Consider the following 18,309-nt stretch of genomic DNA (forward strand, 5'->3'; position numbering starts at 1 on the left):
GATCAGCATGTCCGCCTCCGTTCGAAGCCGAACTCTCATAGCCGGCGCGGCAGTTCCTCTGCTGGCCGCCGCCGCTCTGACCGGCTGCGCCGAGAAGCAGAAGCCCGGCGGCGACGGCGGCGTACAGGTCGCGGCGGGCGACTCGTCCTGCAAGGTCTCGGACACCGAGTTCCCCGCGGGCCACGTACGCCTGCACGTCGAGAACAAGGGCACCAAGGTCACCGAGGTCTACGTATACGCGCCCGGCGACCGCATCGTCACCGAACGGGAGAACATCGGCCCCGGCACGAAGGCCGAGATCACCACCGAGGTCGAGGCCGGAAAGTACGAGATCGCCTGCAAGCCCGGCATGAAGGGCGACGGCATCCGCCAGAAGGTGACCGCCACCGGCAAGGGCGCCGCCGAGAAGCGCGACCCGAAACTGGACGCCGCCGTCGCCGAGTACCGCACCTATGTGCAGAAGCAGGCCGACGAAACGGTGCCCGCGGCGCAGAAGTTCGCGGACGCCGTCGAGGACGGCGACGTCGAGAAGGCCAAGAAGGAGTACGCCGTCTCCCGCGTCGGCTGGGAGCGCACCGAGCCCGTCGCGGAGTCCTTCGGCGACATCGACCCCAAGGTCGACGTACGCGAGGACGGCCTGGAGGAGGGCCAGAAGTGGACGGGCTGGCACAAGCTGGAGAAGTCCCTGTGGGAGAAGAAGAAGATCTCCGCGGAGGACAAGAAGCTCGCCGGGCGTCTGATGAAGGACCTCAAGGACTGGCGCGACCGCGTCGGCAAGGCCGAGATCACCCCGACCAGCATGGCCAACGGCGCCAAGGAACTCCTCGACGAGGTGGCCACCGGCAAGGTCACCGGTGAGGAGGAGCGCTACAGCCACACCGACCTCGTGGACTTCGAGGCCAACGTGGAGGGTGCGAAGAAGGCTTACGAGCTGCTGAAGCCGGTGACGGCCAAGAAGGACGCGCAGCTCGCGAAGGACCTGGACGAGCAGTTCGCAGCGATCGAGAAGAAGCTGGACGAACACCGGGAGGGTGACGGCTTCGTCGCGTACGACACCGTGGGCAAGGGCGAACGGAAGAAGCTGTCGAACGCGGTGAACGCGCTGGCCGAACCGCTCTCGCGCCTCGCCGCCTCGGTCGCGTCGTAAAGGGGGACCGATGACAGCGGACGCACGCGAGCCGGAAGAGCGCGAACAGGCGGAGAAACCGGCGGAGTCGAAGAGGCCGGGGAAGCCCGCGGAGGCCGGTGAGCCGTCGGAGAAGGCGACGGAGCCGGGGAAGACTGCGAAGCCGGAGAAGGCGACGGAGACGGCGGCTACGGAAGAGAGCGAGGCCGGGGCGAAGGCCGTGAGCCGGGCCGCGGAAGGCGGCGGGTGCCCCGCGCACCCGGGCCGCGCCGGAAGCCCGAAGGACGCCGAACATCCGGGCCGCGCCGAGCACTTGGGCCGCCGCGCACACCCCGGCCGCCGCGCCCTGCTCGGCTGGGGCGGCGCGGGCCTGGCGCTCGGCGCCGCCAGCGCGGGCGGCACGGCCGCGGCGCTGCGTTATGGAAGCGACGCCCAGACCGTCGCCGCGGACTCCTCCTCGGCTGTGCCCTTCTACGGCGAACACCAGGCAGGAATCGCCACCGCCGTACAGGACAGGCTGCACTTCGCCGCGTTCGACGTGCTCACCGACGACCGTGCCGCGCTGGAGGACCTGCTTCAGCGGTGGTCGCACGCGGCGGCCCGTATGACCGCGGGCGACACGGTCGGCACGGGCGCGGTCGGCGGTCCGGGCGAGGCGCCGCCGGACGACACCGGCGAGGCGCTGGGCCTGCCGCCGTCGCGGCTGACGCTCACGTTCGGCATCGGTCCGTCCCTCTTCGAGGACGACAAGGGCAAGGACCGCTTCGGCCTCAAGAAGCGCCGTCCGGACGCCCTTCCGGACCTGCCGCACTTCCCCGGCGACGCGCTCGACGACAAGCGCAGCGGCGGCGATCTGTGCGTACAGGCATGCGCGGACGACCCGCAGGTCGCGGTGCACGCCATCCGCAACCTCGCGCGCATCGGCTTCGGCAAGGTCTCGGTGCGCTGGTCGCAGCTCGGCTTCGGCAAGACGTCCTCGACGACGCCTCAGGCGCAGACCCCGCGCAACCTCTTCGGCTTCAAGGACGGCACCCGCAACATCTCCGGTGACGACGCCGCGGCGCTGAAACGGCATGTGTGGGCGGGCGAGAACGACGGCCCGGAGTGGATGGCAGGCGGCTCGTATCTGGTGGCCCGGCGGATCCGCATGAACATCGAGATCTGGGACCGTACGCCGCTGGCCGAGCAGGAGATGATCATCGGCCGCAGCAAGGGCGAGGGCGCTCCGGCCGGGCGCCGCCGTGAACGGGACGAGGTGCGCCTGTCGGCCATGGCCCCGGTGGCGCACGTACGGCTGGCGCACCCGCACAGCAACAACGGCATCCGCATTCTCCGGCGCGGCTACAACTTCACCGACGGTACGGACGGTCTGGGCCGTCTGGACGCGGGGCTGTTCTTCCTCGCGTACCAGCGGGACGTGCGGGAGGGCTTCATACCGTTGCAGCGGCGGCTGGCCCGCGAGGACACCGAGCTGAACGAGTACATCCAGCACGTGGGTTCGGCGGTGTTCGCGATTCCTCCGGGCGTGCGCGACTCCGGCGACTGGTGGGCCCGGCAGCTCTTCTCCTGACCCGCACGCCCGCGCACGTACGCACCGCAACCCGCACCCGCACCCGCACCCGCACCCGAAGGCAACGGCACACGGAAGGAAACCGGCGTGTTCGGCAACTACTTGATCGGTCTGCGCGAAGGGCTGGAGGCCAGCCTGGTCGTGTGCATCCTCGTCGCGTACCTCGTCAAGACGGACAACCGTCCGAAGCTGCCGCCCGTCTGGGCGGGCGTGGGGATCGCGGTCGCGGTGAGTCTGGCGTTCGGCGCCGGGCTCCAATTCGGCACGCAGGAGCTGACGTTCACCGCGCAGGAGGCCATCGGCGGCTCGCTGTCGATCGCAGCGGTGGGCCTGGTGACCTGGATGGTCTTCTGGATGCGGCGCACGGCCCGCCACCTCAAGGCGGAGCTGGAGGGCAAGCTGGAGGCGGCGCTCGCGATGGGCTCGGGTGCGCTGGTGGCGACGGCGTTCCTCGCGGTGGGCCGTGAGGGCATCGAGACGTCGCTGTTCGTATGGAGGTCGGTGGACGCGGCCGACGACGGTGTACGGCCGCTGATCGGCGCGCTGTTGGGCATCCTGACGGCGATCGCGATGGGCTGGCTCTTCTACCGGGGGGCGCTGCGGATCAACCTCGCCGGGTTCTTCACCTGGACGGGAGGAGTCCTGATCGTCGTCGCGGCGGGCGTGCTCGCCTACGGGGTGCACGACCTTCAGGAGGCGCGCTTCCTCGGCGGTCTGGAGAACAAGGCGTTCGACGTCAGTTCAGCGGTGCCCGTGGACAGTTGGTACGGAATCCTGCTCAAGGGGACGGTCAACTTCCAGCCGGACCCGACGGTCGTGCAGGCGTGCGTGTGGGTCCTGTACGTCGTTCCCGTGCTGTATCTCTTCCTGCGGGGCTCCAAGACGCCGTCGCCGTCGTCACAGCAGCAGGGGCAGGGGCGCGAGGAGCCGCAGCGGTCCGAAGTGACCGGGCGGCCCGGGGAGTACGAGGCAGTCGAGTCCGAACTGCCCGCGCAGAACGAGGAGTCCGCGCGGTCGGGCGGCGGGGGCGCCGCCGGAGAGAGCAGCCGGACGACAGCCCGCTGACACCAGGCGGCGCGCGGCCCGGACCCCCGACCAGGGGTCCGGGCCGCGCCGCATGTCCGCACACCGCACACGCCCGCGAACCCCGCACCGCCCGATCAGGATTGACTGCGGCGGCACGGGGAATGCAGTTTCAGCGGCCCGCCCGACTCCGCCTTTCGATCTTCACAATCCCGCCCGGGTGAACTTTCGCGAGTTTCAGTGGTATTGACAACTGAAACCTCAAGGCGGCCTCAAAATGTCTTTTCCAAATCGGTCATACGCGCAGAACCATGCCCCACTCGGGCAGCCGGGAACGTCGACGGCCATTGACCACGGCAGTTGGGGCATGGAACTCTACGACCGTTGGGCGATGACCTGTGAAGCCGAAGCGGGGGCTTTGTCAAAATGAATACTCGTATTGTGATCGGCGACGAGAGACGTCTTTACTCGGAAGCCATCGCGGCGACGCTCAATCTAGTCCACGATTTCGAAGTCGTGGCGACCGTGAACAACAGCCGGGAAATAGTTCCTACCGTTCTTCGTACGCTTCCCGCAGTGACCGTGCTGGGGACGAACACGACGGGACGCGCGGGCCGCTGCCTGGCGGACGAATTGCGTACGGCCGTGCCCCGGTGCCGAATCGCCGTCATCGGCACAAGCCCCGGCGCGCCTGCCAGACGCCAGGAGGCATCGGCTCCGGGATTGCTCAGCGTCATCCCCGACAATGCGGCGCTGCCGCAACTGGTGAATGCGATACGGGGACTTGTCGCGAACAATCCAGGCAACGGAGCCGCTCAGGCCGCCGCGGCCGGACCGATCGACTCCGCCGCACTGCTGAGACAGCCGCCGTGCAACGGCAGATCCCTGAGCACCAGAGAAAAGGAAGTCCTCCGGCTCACCGCCGGCGGAGCCCCCGTGCGCGAAATCGCCGCGGAACTCTTCCTCTCACCCGGCACGGTTCGGAATGTGACCTCCAGCGCGATCAAGAAGCTCGGCGGGCGGAACCGTTTCGACGCCGCGTGCATAGCCAGCAAACGCGGCTGGCTCTGAACTTCCGGGCGGCCGGGCCGTGCAGCCTTCCGGCCGGGCCGCCCGGATTCCAGCCCAACCGTGACCATGGGCACCCTTGACACCACAGTGCGCACGGACATTACTGGTTCTCTGCGTCAGCAGCGGACAACGATGTCAACAGACCCCGGGGAGCAGGCAAGTGCGGCACATCAAGCCACGGAGATCATGGGCCGCGCTCCTCGTATCGACACTGCTGGTGGTGACGGCACAGGGCGCGGCCTCCGCGTCACAGCCCCGGCAGCCCGCCTCGCCCTCCGCACCGCCGTCCTCGTCCGGTTCGTCCTTCGCCTCGTCCTTCGAGAAGGGCGATCCCGCGCCCGACTGGAAGGACAGCGTCGAGACCGCGCCCGACGGCGAGAAGAAGACCCACGGCGTACACCGCGACTCCTCCCCCGGCACACCCGGCATGAGCAGCCACACCGGCACGGGCCCCGACGACACCCCGACCTCCAAGGACGGCGCGGGCTTCAGCGGCGGGCACTCGCTGCGCTACGCCGGTGAGCACACCGCGAGCGGCCACGGCTACAGCTACAACCGCGTCTTCGACGTCGATCTGCGTGTGAGCGCCCGCAGTTCGCTCTCGTACAAGATCTTCCCCGAGCTGCCGAAGACCGACCTCGACTACCCCGCCACTCACGCCGCGATCGATCTCGCCTTCACCGACGGCACCTACCTCAGCGACCTCGGCGCCAGGGACCAGCACGGCAACGCGCTCACCCCGCAGGGGCAGGCCGCCGCGAAGACGCTGTACGCGAACCAGTGGAACCACAGGGAGTCGCGGATCGGCTCCGTCGCCGCGGGCAAGACCGTGGACCGCATCCTCGTCGCCTATGACTCCCCGAAGGGCGCCGCCGCCTTCCGGGGCTGGGTCGACGACCTCTCGATCCGGCCGAAGGCCCCCGAGAAGCGCCTCGCGCACCTCTCCGACTACGCCGAGACCACCCGCGGCACCCTCTCCAGCGGCGACTTCTCCCGGGGCAACACCTTCCCGGCGACGGCACTGCCCGGGGGCTTCAACTTCTGGACGCCGGTCACCGACGCGGGCTCCACGGACTGGCTCTACGACTACGCCCGTAAGAACAACGACGACAACCTGCCCACCATCCAGGCGTTCAGCGCCAGCCACGAGCCCAGCCCGTGGATGGGCGACCGCCAGACGTTCCAGGTGATGCCGTCGGCCGCCTCCGGCAAGCCCGACGCCTCCCGCAAGGCCCGCGCGCTGCCCTTCCACCACTCCAACGAGACGGCCAGACCGCACTATTACGGCGTCACCTCCGACAGCGGGCTGAAGACGCAGATCACCCCGACCGACCACGCCGCGATGATGCGCTTCACCTTCCCCGGCGACGACGCGAACCTCGTCTTCGACAACGTCGACGGCCGCGGCGGCCTCACCCTGGACGAGAAGTCCGGCACGGTCACCGGCTATTCGGACGTCAAGAGCAAGCTGTCGGTGGGCGCGACCCGCATGTTCGTCTACGCCCGCTTCGACTCGGCGGTGACCGGCGGCGGACGGCTGGAGGGCGGCGGCGGCAAGGACGTCACCGGCTATCTGCGCTTCAAGCCGGGCGCCGACCGCACGGTCACGATGCGCATCGCCACGTCCCTCATCAGCGTCGGCCAGGCGAAGGCCAATCTGGCGCGGGAGATCTCCGCGGACGATTCCTTCGGCGACGTACGGCAGCGCGCACAGCGCAAGTGGGACGGCCTGCTGGGCCGTATCGAGGTCGAAGGCGCGACCCGCGATCAGCTCACCACGCTCTACTCCAGCCTCTACCGGCTGTATCTGTATCCCAACTCCGGTGCCGAGACGGTGGGTTCGCGCAAGCGCTACGCCAGCCCGTTCTCGAAGCCGACCGGCGAGGACACCCCGACGCACACCGGCTCGAAGATCGTCGACGGGGACGTCTACGTCAACAACGGCTTCTGGGACACCTATCGCACGACGTGGCCCGCGTACTCGTTCCTCACCCCGCGGCGCGCGGGGAGGATGGCCGACGGCTTCGTGCAGCAGTACAAGGACGGCGGCTGGATCTCACGCTGGTCCTCGCCCGGCTACGCGGACCTGATGACCGGCACCAGCTCCGACGTCGCCTTCGCCGACGCCTACGGCAAGGGCGTCGACTTCGACGCCGAGGCCGCCTACGAGGCCGCGGTCAAGAACGCCACCGTGGCGCCGCCGCGCTCCGGCGTGGGCCGCAAGGGCATGTCGACCTCGCCGTTCGTCGGCTACACCAGCACGGAGACGGGCGAGGGCATGTCGTGGGCCCTGGAGGGTTATCTCAACGACTTCGGCATCGCCCGCATGGGCCGTGCCCTGTACCGCAAGACCCACAAGGCCCGCTACAAGGCGGAGTCGGAGTACTTCCTCGGCCGCGCCCGCGGCTACGTCAACCACTTCGACGACCGGATCGGCTTCTTCCAGGGCAGGGACGGCGAGGGTCAATGGCGGCTGCCGCCCGGGGAGTTCGACCCCCGGGTGTGGGGCCACGACTACACCGAGACCAACGCCTGGAGCTTCGCCTTCACCGCGCCCCAGGACACCAGGGGCCTCGCCAACCTCTACGGGGGCCGTGCGGGACTGGCGAAGAAGCTCGACAAGTACTTCTCCACCCCGGAGACCGCGTCGAAGGAGTTCGCCGGCTCCTACGGCGACGTCATCCACGAGATGACCGAGGCACGCGATGTACGCATGGGCATGTACGGGCACAGCAACCAGCCCTCGCACCACATCGCGTACACCTATGACGCTGCGGGACAGCCCTGGAAGACCCAGCGCAAGGTCCGCGACGTGCTCTCGCGCCTCTACCTCGGCAGCGAGATCGGCCAGGGCTACCCCGGCGACGAGGACAACGGCGAGATGTCCGCCTGGTACGTCTTCAGCGCCCTCGGCTTCTATCCGCTGGTGATGGGCTCGCCCGAATACGCCGTGGGCTCACCGCTGTTCACCAAGGCGACCGTCCACCTGGACGACGGCCGCGAACTGGTGGTGAAGGCCCCCCGCAACAGCAAGCGCAACATCTACGTCCAGGGCCTGAAGGTGAACGGAAAGCGCTGGCAGTCGACCGCGCTGCCGCACCGGCTGCTCGCACGCGGCGGCACCCTGGAGTTCGACATGGGGCCGAGGCCGTCGAAGTGGGGCACAGGCGAGAGGAACGCGCCGACCTCCATCACCAAGGACGCCCGAGTGCCCTCCCCGCCACGCGACTTGACCCTGCCGTCCCCCGGCAAGCCGCTGGTGGACGACACTTCCAAGACCCGCGGCGCCTTCTCCGAGACGGAGCTGGAGTTGAAGCCGGGAGCGGGCGGCAAGCGGATCGCCTCCTACACGCTCACCTCGGCCGACGCGGGGGACGCGCCCCACGGCTGGACCCTTGAGGGGTCCGACGACGGCGAGCGCTGGAAGAAGGTCGACCGGCGCAAGGACGAGTCCTTCCGCTGGGACCGGCAGACCCGCGTCTTCACCGTGGGCCGCCCGGGTACGTACAGGCACTACAGGCTCGTGCCCGACGGCCGCTCCTCGGTGCTCTCGGAGATCGAACTGCTCGGCTGAGCCGTACAGGCATGCCCCGGCCGGTGCTGGGGACCCGGGGCCCGTGATTTCCGTGGGTCTGCCCGAGTCCGTACGTGCCTGTCTCTTCGACCTCGACGGTGTGATCACCAGAACCGCCGTGGTGCACGCCGCCGCCTGGAAGGAGACGTTCGACGGCTTCCTGCGCGGCCGCGAGGGCGAGGGCTTCCGTCCGTTCGGCGACGACGACTACGACCGCTACGTCGACGGCCGGCCGCGCGACGACGGCGTGCGCACCTTCCTCGCCTCCCGTGGAATCCGGCTGCCCGAGGGCCACGAGGACGATCCCCCGGAGCGCGAGACCGTGCACGGCCTGGGCAACCGCAAGAACGACCTGCTGCTGGAGAAGATCCACAAGGAGGGCGTCGCGGCCTACCCCGGTTCGGTGCGCTATCTGAAGGCCGTACGGGACGCCGGGCTGCGCACCGCCGTCGTCTCCTCCAGCAGGAACTGCCGCGACGTGCTGGTCTCCGTCGGCATCGAGGACCTCTTCGACGTACGGATCGACGGCGTCGTCGCAGCCGAGCGCGGGCTGCCCGGAAAGCCGGCGCCCGACACCTTCCTGGCCGCCGCCGCGGACCTCGGTGTGGACGCCGCCGCCTCCGCAGTCTTCGAGGACGCCCTGGCCGGTATGGACGCCGGGCGTTCCGGGCACTTCGGCCTCGTCGTCGGCGTCGACCGCGTAGGCCAGGCGCGGGAGCTGCGCAGGCACGGCGCGGACACCGTGGTGACGGACCTCGACGAGCTGCTCGAAGACGCCGGGACGGCCCGCTCCGCCGGGACGGCAGACCCCGCTGAGACAGGCCGGACAGGCGAGACAGGCGAGACAGGCCGGACAGACCGGGCAGGCAAGGCGGGCGGGACAGCCAGACCAGACGGGACAGCAGGGAGCGCGGGGACCACCGGCACCGCGCCGCCCCGCCGGGAGGAGACCCCGTGATCACCCACCGTGCGTATGCGTGCGAGCCCTGGCTACTGCGCGAGACGGGCCTCAATCTGGAGGTGCTGCCCCAGAGCGAGTCCGTCTTCGCGCTCTCCAACGGGCATGTCGGCTGGCGCGGCAACCTCGACGAGGGCGAACCGCACGGCCTGCCGGGCTCGTACCTCAACGGCGTGCACGAGCTGCACCCGCTGCCGTACGCCGAAGCGGGCTACGGGTACCCGGAGTCGGGGCAGACGGTCATCAACGTCACCAACGGCAAGGTCATCCGCCTCCTCGTCGACGACGAGCCCTTCGACGTCCGCTACGGGCGGCTGCGCTCGCACGAACGCGTACTGGACATGCGCAGCGGCCTGCTGCACCGCACCTGCGAGTGGACCTCGCCCGCGGGCAGCACGGTGCGGGTGCGCTCGACGCGGCTGGTCTCCTTCAGCCAACGCTCCATCGCCGCCGTCGCGTTCGAGGTGGAGCCGCTGGACGGCGAGGTCCGCGTCGTCATCCAGTCGGAGCTCGTCGCCAACGAGCAGCTTCCCCATCTCAAGGGCGACCCTCGTGCCGCCGCCGCGCTCGAATCGCCTCTCGACCCGGAGGAGAACCTCGCCGCGGGGAACCGGCTGCGCCTGGTGCACTGCACGCGCCGCAGCGGTCTGCGGGTCGCCGCCGCCGCCGACCACGAGGTCAAGGGCCCCGAGTCCACGAGGACTTCGAGCGAGAGCGGCGAGGACGTCAGCCGCCTTACGGTCACCTCGGTGCTGCGGCCGGGTGCGCCGCTGCGGCTGGAGAAGACGGTCTCCTACGGCTGGTCGAGCGTGCGCTCACTGCCCGCCGTGCGCGACCAGGTCGACGCCGCGCTCGCCGGAGCGTGCAGCACCGGCTGGGACGGCCTCGTGGAGCAGCAGCGCTCCTACCTCGACGACTTCTGGGCACGCTCCGACGTGGAGGTGGACGGCGACACGGAGATCCAGCAGGCCGTGCGCTTCGGGCTGTTCCACGTACTCCAGGCAGGCGCACGCGCCGAGCAGCGGGCCATCCCGGCGAAGGGCCTCACCGGCTCCGGCTACGACGGGCACTCCTTCTGGGACACCGAGACGTTCGTGCTGGCGCTGCTGACCTACACCTCTCCGCAGTCGGTCGCCGAGGCGCTGCGCTGGCGCTACGACACCCTCCCGGCGGCACGTGAGCGGGCGAAGCAACTCGGGCTGCGCGGCGCCGCGTTCCCATGGCGGACGATCGACGGCTCGGAGTGTTCCGCGTACTGGCCCGCCGGCACTGCCGCCTTCCACGTCAACGCCGACATCGCCGACGCGGTGGTGCGCTACGTATCGGCCACGGGCGACGACGAGTTCGAGCGGGATACGGGCGTGCCGATCCTCGTCGAGACCGCACGCCTGTGGCACTCGCTCGGCCACCACGACCACCTGGGCGCCTTCCACTTCGACGGGGTCACGGGCCCCGACGAGTACAGCGCCGTCGCCGACGACAACATCTATACGAACCTGATGGCGCGGGCGAACATGCGGGAGGCCGCCAACGCCGTGGACCGCCACCCCGACCAGGCCGCGGCCTTCGGCGTCGACGACGAGGAGACGGCCGCCTGGCGGGACGCGGCGGAGGCCGTGGCACTCCCGTACAACGAGGACCTCCAAGTCCACGAGCAGTCCGCCGACTTCACCGGCCACCAGGTCTGGGACTTCGCGGGCATGGACCCCGCCCGCTATCCGCTGATGCTGCACTTCCCCTACTTCGAGCTGTACCGCAAGCAGGTCGTCAAGCAGGCCGATCTGGTGCTGGCGATGTGCAGGCACGGCGAGGAGTTCGACGAAGAGCAGAAGGCCCGTAACTTCGACTACTACGAGCAGCTCACGGTGCGCGACTCCTCCCTCTCCGCGTGCTGGCAGGCCGTGATGGCCGCCGAGGTCGGCCATCTGCGCCTGGCGTACGACTACTTGGGCGAGACCGCGCTGATGGACCTGGCCGACCTGGAGAACAACACCCGGGACGGACTGCACATCGCCGCCCTCGCGGGCATCTGGACGGCTCTCGTCGTGGGCTTCGGCGGGATGCGGCACACCGACTGCACCCTGGAGTTCGCTCCGAAGCTGCCGGAGAAGCTGACGCGGCTCGCCTTCACCGTGCAGATGCTGGGGCGGCGGCTGCGGGTCGAGATGAGCGGGTCTACGGCCACGTACACGCTGATCGAGGGCTCGCCGCTGGAGATCTGCCACTACGGGGAGCACTTCACGGTGCACAGCGGGGAGCCCCGCACGCGCAAGGTGCGCCGGGCGGCGCGGCGGCCCGAGCCGAAGCAGCCGCCGGGGCGGCGCCCGGCGAGCAGGCACTGACGCGGCGCCGTGCAGGCGCCGTCGTGCGCAGCGCCGTGCAGGCGCCGTCGTGCGCAGCGCCGTGCAGGCGCCGTCGTGCGGGCCGTGCAGGTGCCATCGTGCGCGGTGCCGTCGTGCGCCACGCGACGGCCGGTCCCAAACGGCCCAAGTCGCCGCCCATGTCGTACAGATCGCCCGTGCCGCTGGAACGGGGCCGTAGGACGCTGTTTCCTACACGTGGGTAACAAACGTCTGCGGAACGGGCCCGTTTCGGGCAGCATGCGTACGCCCGCGGTGGCCGCCCCTTCACCGGCGCGCTCGCGCCGGTGCCTCACTCCAGGCACCAAGCGCCGGGCGCCGACGGCACGTTCACGGCACGTCTGCCTCACGGCACGTCGCGTGTCACGGACACAGCGCATGTCACGTCCACAAGGGGCCGCGCCACATCGACACCACTGAGGGAGACGAGCGATGCGTATCGGACTCGGGAGATGGGCGGCGGCCGGCCTGCCGCTGACTCTGTTCGCGCTGACGGCATGCGGAGGCCCGGAAGGCGCCGACGCGAAGTCGCCCGCGGACGAGCGGAGGGTCTCCTCCATCGACGAGTCCTCAAGGGACGTCTCGGGACGCGATTCGGACCGACTCCCCTCGCGGGACGGCGACTCACGCGGCTCGGGAGTCGTAGGGGAGTCGGCCGGACCGGGCGGTGAACAGGGCCCCGAGGACGGGCCCGTCGCCACGAAGTGGCCCGTCGACGACGTCAGCGGCGCCCTGCCGCGGACGGCGCCCGACACCGGCGACCGCGGAGGCCGCAGGGACCCCGTGCTGCTGACCTACGACGCGGGCGCGGCGGACGGCTACACCGGCGCGATACGAGCCGCTGCGCGGTCGTGGACGGACAGAGTGCCCGAGATCGAACTGCGCCCGGCACGCCAGGGCACCCAGGCCGACATCCGCTTCGTCGCCACCGACGGCTGGCCCGGTGCCGAGCCCCAGGGGTCCGTGCTGGGCAAGGGCACCGTCGTCATCGGCCGCAGGGCGCTCGCCGAGGGACACGACGGGATACGCGTCGTGTCCCATGAGCTGGGCCATCTGCTGGGTCTCAAGGACGACCAGCCCGGCCCCTGCTCCAGCGTGATGTCGGGCAAGTCACCGGGGGCGTCCTGCACCAATTCCGACCCGAACGCCGCCGAAGTGCGGGAGGTGCGGGGCAACTTCGGGGCGGGCTCGCGGACGGAGAGCGCGGGCGCGGTCGGCTGAGCGCGCGGCGGAGCCCGGCTGAGCGCCAGAGCGGAATCGCGCCTTGGGGCCGGGGCTTCGGCGATGAGGGGGGGCCGGTGAGACCGGGTCGCGCTGCCGGTGCCGCTCCCGGTGGGCGTGGGAGCGGCACCGGCAGCGCCCACCGGGCCGTCCGGGAGCACCGACTGCCGTACCCGGTCAGGGATTCCACACCATCGTCTGCTGGTGGACCCGTCCCCCGTCATGGCGGAGGCCGGGCACCAGCGGATTGCTGCCGTGCTTGGCGAATCCCATACGTTCGAAGAAGCGCACGGCCCGGGTGTTCTCGGCCAGGGTCAGCAGATGGCAGCCCGGTGAGGCGTTCTCCCTGAGCCGCCGGAACCATGCGTCCATCAGCCCGTCGGAGGCCCCCGTGCCGCGCGCCGCCGGCACCACGTTGATGTGCAGATGGGCGGGCCACCGGTCGTCGGTGAAGTCGGACGCCGTCGGCTCACCCCGCAGCGCGGCACGGCCCATGTCCAGCACACTGCGCGCGAGGAACGCCGCGGGCCGTGGCCGCAGCACCAGCCGGTACTTCCTGATGGCCCGCGCGATGCGCTCGCTCTCGCGCGGGAACCGCGAATGGTCCAGGCACCCGGCGAGATATCCGACGGGAGCCCCGTCGACCTCGGCGACGAACAGCGACTCCGGCTCCAGATCCATATAGGCCTCCAGATAGATCGCCGCCTCCGACTCCTCGTGCCCCCACATCGAGGCCGTCGGCGCGCCCTCGCCTGCCTTGCGGAACAGCCTGCGCAGCTCGGCACGGTCGTCCTCCGCGAACGTACGGATCACCGTCACGACGGCACCACGTCCCTCCCGTCCGCTGCGTTGCGGCGCGCCATGGGCCCCGGCCCCGCCGCAATCCATCGGCCCTGGGCCGTAGCCCTTGGCCCTTGACGCTTGGGTCTTCGCCCTTGAGCGGTAGCCCTTTGCCCTTCGGCTCTTGGCTCTTGGCTCTTGGCCCTTGGCCCTTGGCCCTTGGCCAGCCTCCCACCTGCGCGGGGACGGGGAGGAGTGGCGCGCAGCCGCCGAAGGGCGTACGGTGACGGGCGAATTGGACGTACGCCCAAAGCAATCGCCCAAAGCAATCGACCAAGGTGTACGCCCAAGCCTGACATTCCAGCCGAGCATCCCTCCTGCTCGGCGTTCGAGCCGTCCCAGACCCGGCTGACCGCCGCGTAGGCACAGCACCAGTGGAGCGACCATGACCCCGACATCCGCGGAGCGCGGGCACGAGACCCGGCAGCGGCTACTCGACGCGGCGGCCGAGCTGATCGTCGAGGACGGCTGGGGCGCGGTGACCACGCGCCGGGTGGCGGACCGGGCCGGGCTGCGGCCGGGGCTGGTGCACTACCACTTCTCCAGCGTCACCGACCTGCTGATCGAGGCAGCGCTTTCCGCCGCACAGCGGGAGATGGCGCGGGCCACCGAGGCGATGTCGCAGGCGGACGATCCCGGACGGGGCATGGAACAGGTACTGGGCATGGTCGCGGAGTACACCGCCTCTGACCCGACGACCGTGCTGTTCAGCGAGATGCTGCTGGCCTCTACACGGCTGGAGCGGCTGCGCGTCCGGCTGGCGGAGATGCTCGGCGAATGGCGTGCGGGAGTCGCCGAGTGGCTGCGGGCCGCCAACGCCGTGGACATCGCCGGGAGTTCAGCCGTCGCGGAGGGACGCGAGGAGGCCCGCGACGACGCCGAGGCAACGGCCCTGCTGCTCGGCGCTGCGATCGACGGGCTCGTACTGCACAGGCTCATCGACCCCTCGGTCGCACAGGTCTCCGTGGCAGGGGCGCTGTCACGCCTCGCCGGTGTCGCACCCGCCGCCGCGGAAGAGGCGCCCGACGGCACGGAGCCGTAGACCGGCATGTGCGGCCGCCGTTCGGCGCCCGGTGCGACGACCCGGCCCGTCCGGCCGACAAGGGAGGAATCCGTGACGCACACGAGGACCGGCGGCGTGCCGGACCGAACCGGCTCCGCTTCCGGCGGCGCCCGAGCCGTACTCCGGGGCGGTGCGAGACTGCGCGGCCTTTCGAAGACCTATGGGAGCGGAGAGGCCGCCGTCTCAGCGCTCGACGGAGTCGATCTGGACCTGGAGGCGGGGGAGTTGGCGGTCGTGCTCGGTCCGAGCGGCTCGGGCAAGACGACGCTGCTGAACGTGCTCGGCGGCATAGAACCGGCCGACGGCGGCTCCCTGGAGGTCGCGGGGGTGGATCTGACGGGACGGCGCCCGAGCCGACTGGCCGGATTCCGGCGGGACCACGTCGGCTTCGTATTCCAGTTCTTCAATCTGGTGCCTACGCTGACCGCCCGCGAGAACGTAGAGGTGATGGCCGAACTGACCGGCCGCGGCGCCCGGAGCGACGTGACGGGGCTGCTGGAATCCGTGGGGCTGGGCGACCGGCTCGACCACTTCCCCGCTCAGCTCTCCGGCGGTCAGCAGCAGCGCGTGGCTCTCGCTCGCGCCCTGGTCACCGACCCGGACCTGCTGCTCGCGGACGAACCCACGGGCGCCCTCGACGTATCGACGGGCAAGGCGGTGCTCCGCCTGCTCCAGGAGACCAACCGTGAGGGACGCGGCGTGCTGATGGTCACGCACAACGCCGCTGTCGCGCGGATGGCACACCGGGTGGTGCACATGCGGGACGGGCGCATCGAGTCCGTCGAGCGCAACGCTCGGCCCGCCGACGTCCGCGACGTGGACTGGTGAGCGGCGTGAACGGTGTCCTGCTCACGAAGACGCGGCGCGATCTGCGGCGCCGTTTCCCGCAGTTCGCCGCGGTCGGAACGACAGTGATGATCGGGGTCCTGCTCTTCGTCGCCGGTTACGACGCCTACCGCAATCTCGGTGCCAGCTACGAACACACCTACTCCCGCATGCACTTCGCCGATCTGACGGCCTCGGGGGGCGACGCCGCGAACGTCGCCGCCGCGGCACGCTCCGCTCACGGCGTGGAGGAGGTCGCCACACGTACGCAGTCCCGGCTCCCCGTACGCATCGGGAGTACGGAAGTGCTGGGCCGGGTCACGGGATCACCCGCGGGCCGGCAGCCCGCCGTCGACAAGGTCGACGTCGTCTCCGGGCACCGTCCGCGCGGCAGCGACACATCAGGAGTGCTGGTCGAACGGCACACCGCCGAGACCTACCACCTCTCCCCCGGCGACACCGCGCGTGTCCACGACGGCTCGCAGTGGCGGAAGCTGACCGTGCGCGGGATCGCCGGCTCTCCCGAATATCTGTGGCCCGCGCTCTCCCGCCAGCAAGTCCTGAGCGATCCGCACGACTTCGTGGTGCTCTTCGCGCAGGAGGCGACGGTGCGGGACTTCGCCCGGCACGCCGAGAACGCCGGCCGAGGCTCGCGCGCCCCGAACGACTCGCGGACCTCGCCCGCCTCACAGACCTCATACACCTCGCAGATCCTCGTGCGGCTGAGCGACGCCGCCAGGGGCGACGAGGCGGTGACGGCCGCCGTCACCGACCGGCTGCGTGCCGCCGGTGCCACCGAGGTGCAGCCGAGATCGGAGCAGCCCTCGGACGCGGCGCTGAACGAGGACCTGAAGGGGTTCTCCCGGCTCTCGGTCGCCTTCCCGCTGCTGTTCCTCTCCGCGGCGGCCGTTACGGCGTATGTACTGATGACGCGGCTGGTGGTGTCCGAGCGCAGGATCATCGCGACCTTCCTCGCGGCGGGAGCCCCGCGCGGCACCGTGGCACGGCACTACCTCGGCCACGGCATGCTCGCGGGCACGGCCGGCGCCGCGCTGGGCGTGGCACTGGGCGCGGTGGCGACCACGGCGATGACCCACGCGTACACCGCCGAACTCGGCATCTCCTACACGCTCGTGGAGCGGCGCCCGGCGGTGATGCTGACGGGGCTGCTGTTCGGCCTCGTCGTGGGGCTGGTGGGCGGCGCCGCTCCGGCGTGGGCGACGACGCGCACGGACCCGGCCGAGTCCATGCGCGGCGACGGCGGCGCCCTGCACCCGCCGACCCGCTGGGGCAGGGCGCTGGCGCGGGCGCGGCGGGTTCCGCTGACGCTGCGGCTGGCGCTGCGGGAACTGGGACGCAGCCGACGGCGCACGCTTGCGACGATGCTGGGCGGTGTGCTGGCGCTGGTGCTCGTACTGGCGTCGGCGGGGATGGCGACGAGCATGAAGTCGGCGATGGACACCCAGTTCGGGACGGTCCAGCGCGAGGACGCCACGGTCACCACGGCCGCCGCCGGTACGGAGAGGGAATCCGGGACGGAGGCGGACACGGGCAGGACGGACCGCGGAGCGAGTGCGTTGCGTGCCGTCGAAGGGGTGGCCGCCGCCGAACCGACCACGACCGCGCAGGTCACGGCGACCGCCCACGGCCGGTCCTACAGCGCCCCGTTGACCGGGTACCGCCCGCGCACCGCCATGCACGGCTTCCGCACCCCCGGCGGTGCGGAGCGCGGGCTTCTCCCGCGGACGGCGCTGTCCTGGCCGGCAAGGCACTCGCCGCGAAGCTGCGCCTGTCCCCCGGCGACCGGTTCGCCGTGCGCACCACTGGCGGCGGACACAAGCGGGTGCGGCTGGCGGGCCTGGTCGACGAGCCGATGGGGACGGCGCTCTACGGCACGCAGGCCACCGTCGAGGCGGCGACCGGGCTCAGCACCAACGGCTACGCGCTGCGCTTCGCATCCGGGACGACGGCGGCCGGGCACGACCGGATACGTGAGGCCGTGACCTCGCTGGACGGAGTCGTCGCCTACGCCGACTCGAAGGCCGTCAAGCGGCAGATCGACCGCTACATGGCGCTGTTCCGGGTGTTCGTCGGGGCGATGCTGCTGCTGGGCGGCGTACTGGCGCTGACCGTCGTCCACGTGACGATGACCGTCAACATCGCCGAACGCACCGGGGAGTTGGCCACGCTGCGCGCCTCGGGCGTGCCACTGCGCCGCATCGCCGGGCTGCTGGCCGCGGAGAACCTGACCGCCATGGCGCTCGCCCTGCCGTTCGGTCTCGTGGCGGGCTTCGCAGCCGCGCAGGCGTCGTTGGACTCCTTCTCCAGCGACATGCTCTCGATGCGGCTGGAGATCGGCTGGCCCGTCGTCGCGGGGGCCGTGGCCGCCGTGCTGGGGGCGTCGCTGCTCTCCCAGCTCCCGGCCGTACGGGCGGTGCGCCGCCTCGACGTCGCACGGGTCGTACGGGAACGGGCGGGCTGAAGCGGTGACAGGAGAGAGGTGCGGGAGTGCTGCGGTGAACGCTGCGCCGAACGATCCGACGCGGGACGGGACTTCGGCGAGCGGCGGCCACCCGGCGCGGAAGCCGGGGCGGTCCGCGCCCCCGGCAGCAGCCAAGTGCCGGACCCCGGCAGGCGGACGCGATGACCGCGCGACGGCTGCGGACGCACCGAGCCGA

Annotated in this window: 12 protein-coding genes and 1 pseudogene; 12 read left to right on the forward strand and 1 reads right to left on the reverse strand. The window is 70.9% G+C overall.

Translation table 11 applies throughout. The annotated features are described in order from the left end of the window. Positions 1-7: 7 nt before the first annotated feature. The 8 genes and pseudogenes from efeO (at position 8) to MMA15_RS08090 (ending at position 12,903) form a co-directional block, all read left to right on the forward strand. A complete protein-coding gene (efeO, locus tag MMA15_RS08055; protein ID WP_241058452.1) occupies positions 8-1,147 on the forward strand; it encodes an iron uptake system protein EfeO in 1,140 nt (379 codons plus the stop codon). A 10-nt stretch (positions 1,148-1,157) separates the two neighbouring features. Continuing rightward, on the forward strand, positions 1,158-2,696 hold the full coding sequence (gene efeB / locus MMA15_RS08060; RefSeq protein WP_241058453.1) for an iron uptake transporter deferrochelatase/peroxidase subunit: 1,539 nt from the start codon (positions 1,158-1,160) through the stop codon (positions 2,694-2,696). 87 nt (positions 2,697-2,783) lie between these two features. Next, the gene (efeU, locus tag MMA15_RS08065; protein WP_241058454.1) at positions 2,784-3,761 is read left to right on the forward strand and encodes an iron uptake transporter permease EfeU; all 978 of its coding nucleotides are present in this window, start codon (positions 2,784-2,786) and stop codon (positions 3,759-3,761) included. Between the two features lie 399 nt (positions 3,762-4,160). Continuing rightward, on the forward strand, positions 4,161-4,790 hold the full coding sequence (locus tag MMA15_RS08070) for a helix-turn-helix transcriptional regulator (RefSeq protein ID WP_241058455.1): 630 nt from the start codon (positions 4,161-4,163) through the stop codon (positions 4,788-4,790). Between the two features lie 160 nt (positions 4,791-4,950). Then, positions 4,951-8,364 carry a GH92 family glycosyl hydrolase gene (locus tag MMA15_RS08075; protein WP_241058456.1) on the forward strand — a complete coding sequence of 1,138 codons (3,414 nt, stop codon included), beginning with the start codon at positions 4,951-4,953 and terminating at the stop codon, positions 8,362-8,364. Between the two features lie 43 nt (positions 8,365-8,407). Further along, positions 8,408-9,139, forward strand: a pseudogene (locus MMA15_RS08080) (HAD family hydrolase); the annotation flags it as partial. 179 nt (positions 9,140-9,318) lie between these two features. Continuing rightward, positions 9,319-11,664 (forward strand): glycoside hydrolase family 65 protein, encoded by a 2,346-nt coding sequence (locus tag MMA15_RS08085; RefSeq protein ID WP_241058457.1) that lies wholly within the window; start codon positions 9,319-9,321, stop codon positions 11,662-11,664. Positions 11,665-12,114: 450 nt separating this feature from the next. Further along, positions 12,115-12,903 (forward strand): snapalysin family zinc-dependent metalloprotease, encoded by a 789-nt coding sequence (locus MMA15_RS08090; RefSeq protein ID WP_241058458.1) that lies wholly within the window; start codon positions 12,115-12,117, stop codon positions 12,901-12,903. A 177-nt stretch (positions 12,904-13,080) separates the two neighbouring features. Here the strand turns inward: MMA15_RS08090 and MMA15_RS08095 are convergent, their stop codons facing one another. Continuing rightward, a complete protein-coding gene (locus MMA15_RS08095) occupies positions 13,081-13,722 on the reverse strand; it encodes a GNAT family N-acetyltransferase (RefSeq protein ID WP_241058459.1) in 642 nt (213 codons plus the stop codon). A gap of 406 nt (positions 13,723-14,128) precedes the next feature. Here MMA15_RS08095 and MMA15_RS08100 point away from each other — a divergent pair, with 406 nt between their 5' ends. The 4 genes from MMA15_RS08100 to MMA15_RS08115 all read left to right on the forward strand — a co-directional run bounded on the left by MMA15_RS08100 (position 14,129) and on the right by MMA15_RS08115 (position 18,113). Continuing rightward, positions 14,129-14,785, forward strand: coding sequence for a TetR/AcrR family transcriptional regulator (locus tag MMA15_RS08100; RefSeq protein ID WP_241058460.1), 657 nt, complete (start codon positions 14,129-14,131; stop codon positions 14,783-14,785). A 72-nt stretch (positions 14,786-14,857) separates the two neighbouring features. Beyond that, entirely contained in the window at positions 14,858-15,634 is a 777-nt protein-coding gene (locus MMA15_RS08105; RefSeq protein ID WP_241058461.1) for an ABC transporter ATP-binding protein, read from the forward strand. Continuing rightward, positions 15,631-17,634 carry an FtsX-like permease family protein gene (locus tag MMA15_RS28175; RefSeq protein ID WP_241058462.1) on the forward strand — a complete coding sequence of 668 codons (2,004 nt, stop codon included), beginning with the start codon at positions 15,631-15,633 and terminating at the stop codon, positions 17,632-17,634. Before MMA15_RS08105 ends, MMA15_RS28175 begins: the two co-directional genes overlap by 4 nt. Next, complete coding sequence (locus MMA15_RS08115) at positions 17,631-18,113, forward strand: FtsX-like permease family protein (protein WP_241058463.1); 483 nt, start codon at positions 17,631-17,633, stop codon at positions 18,111-18,113. The genes MMA15_RS28175 and MMA15_RS08115 overlap by 4 nt, the downstream gene beginning before the upstream one ends. The last annotated feature ends 196 nt before the right edge of the window (positions 18,114-18,309 follow it).

It is taken from the genome of Streptomyces marispadix, from assembly GCF_022524345.1.
Taxonomy (GTDB): domain Bacteria; phylum Actinomycetota; class Actinomycetes; order Streptomycetales; family Streptomycetaceae; genus Streptomyces; species Streptomyces marispadix.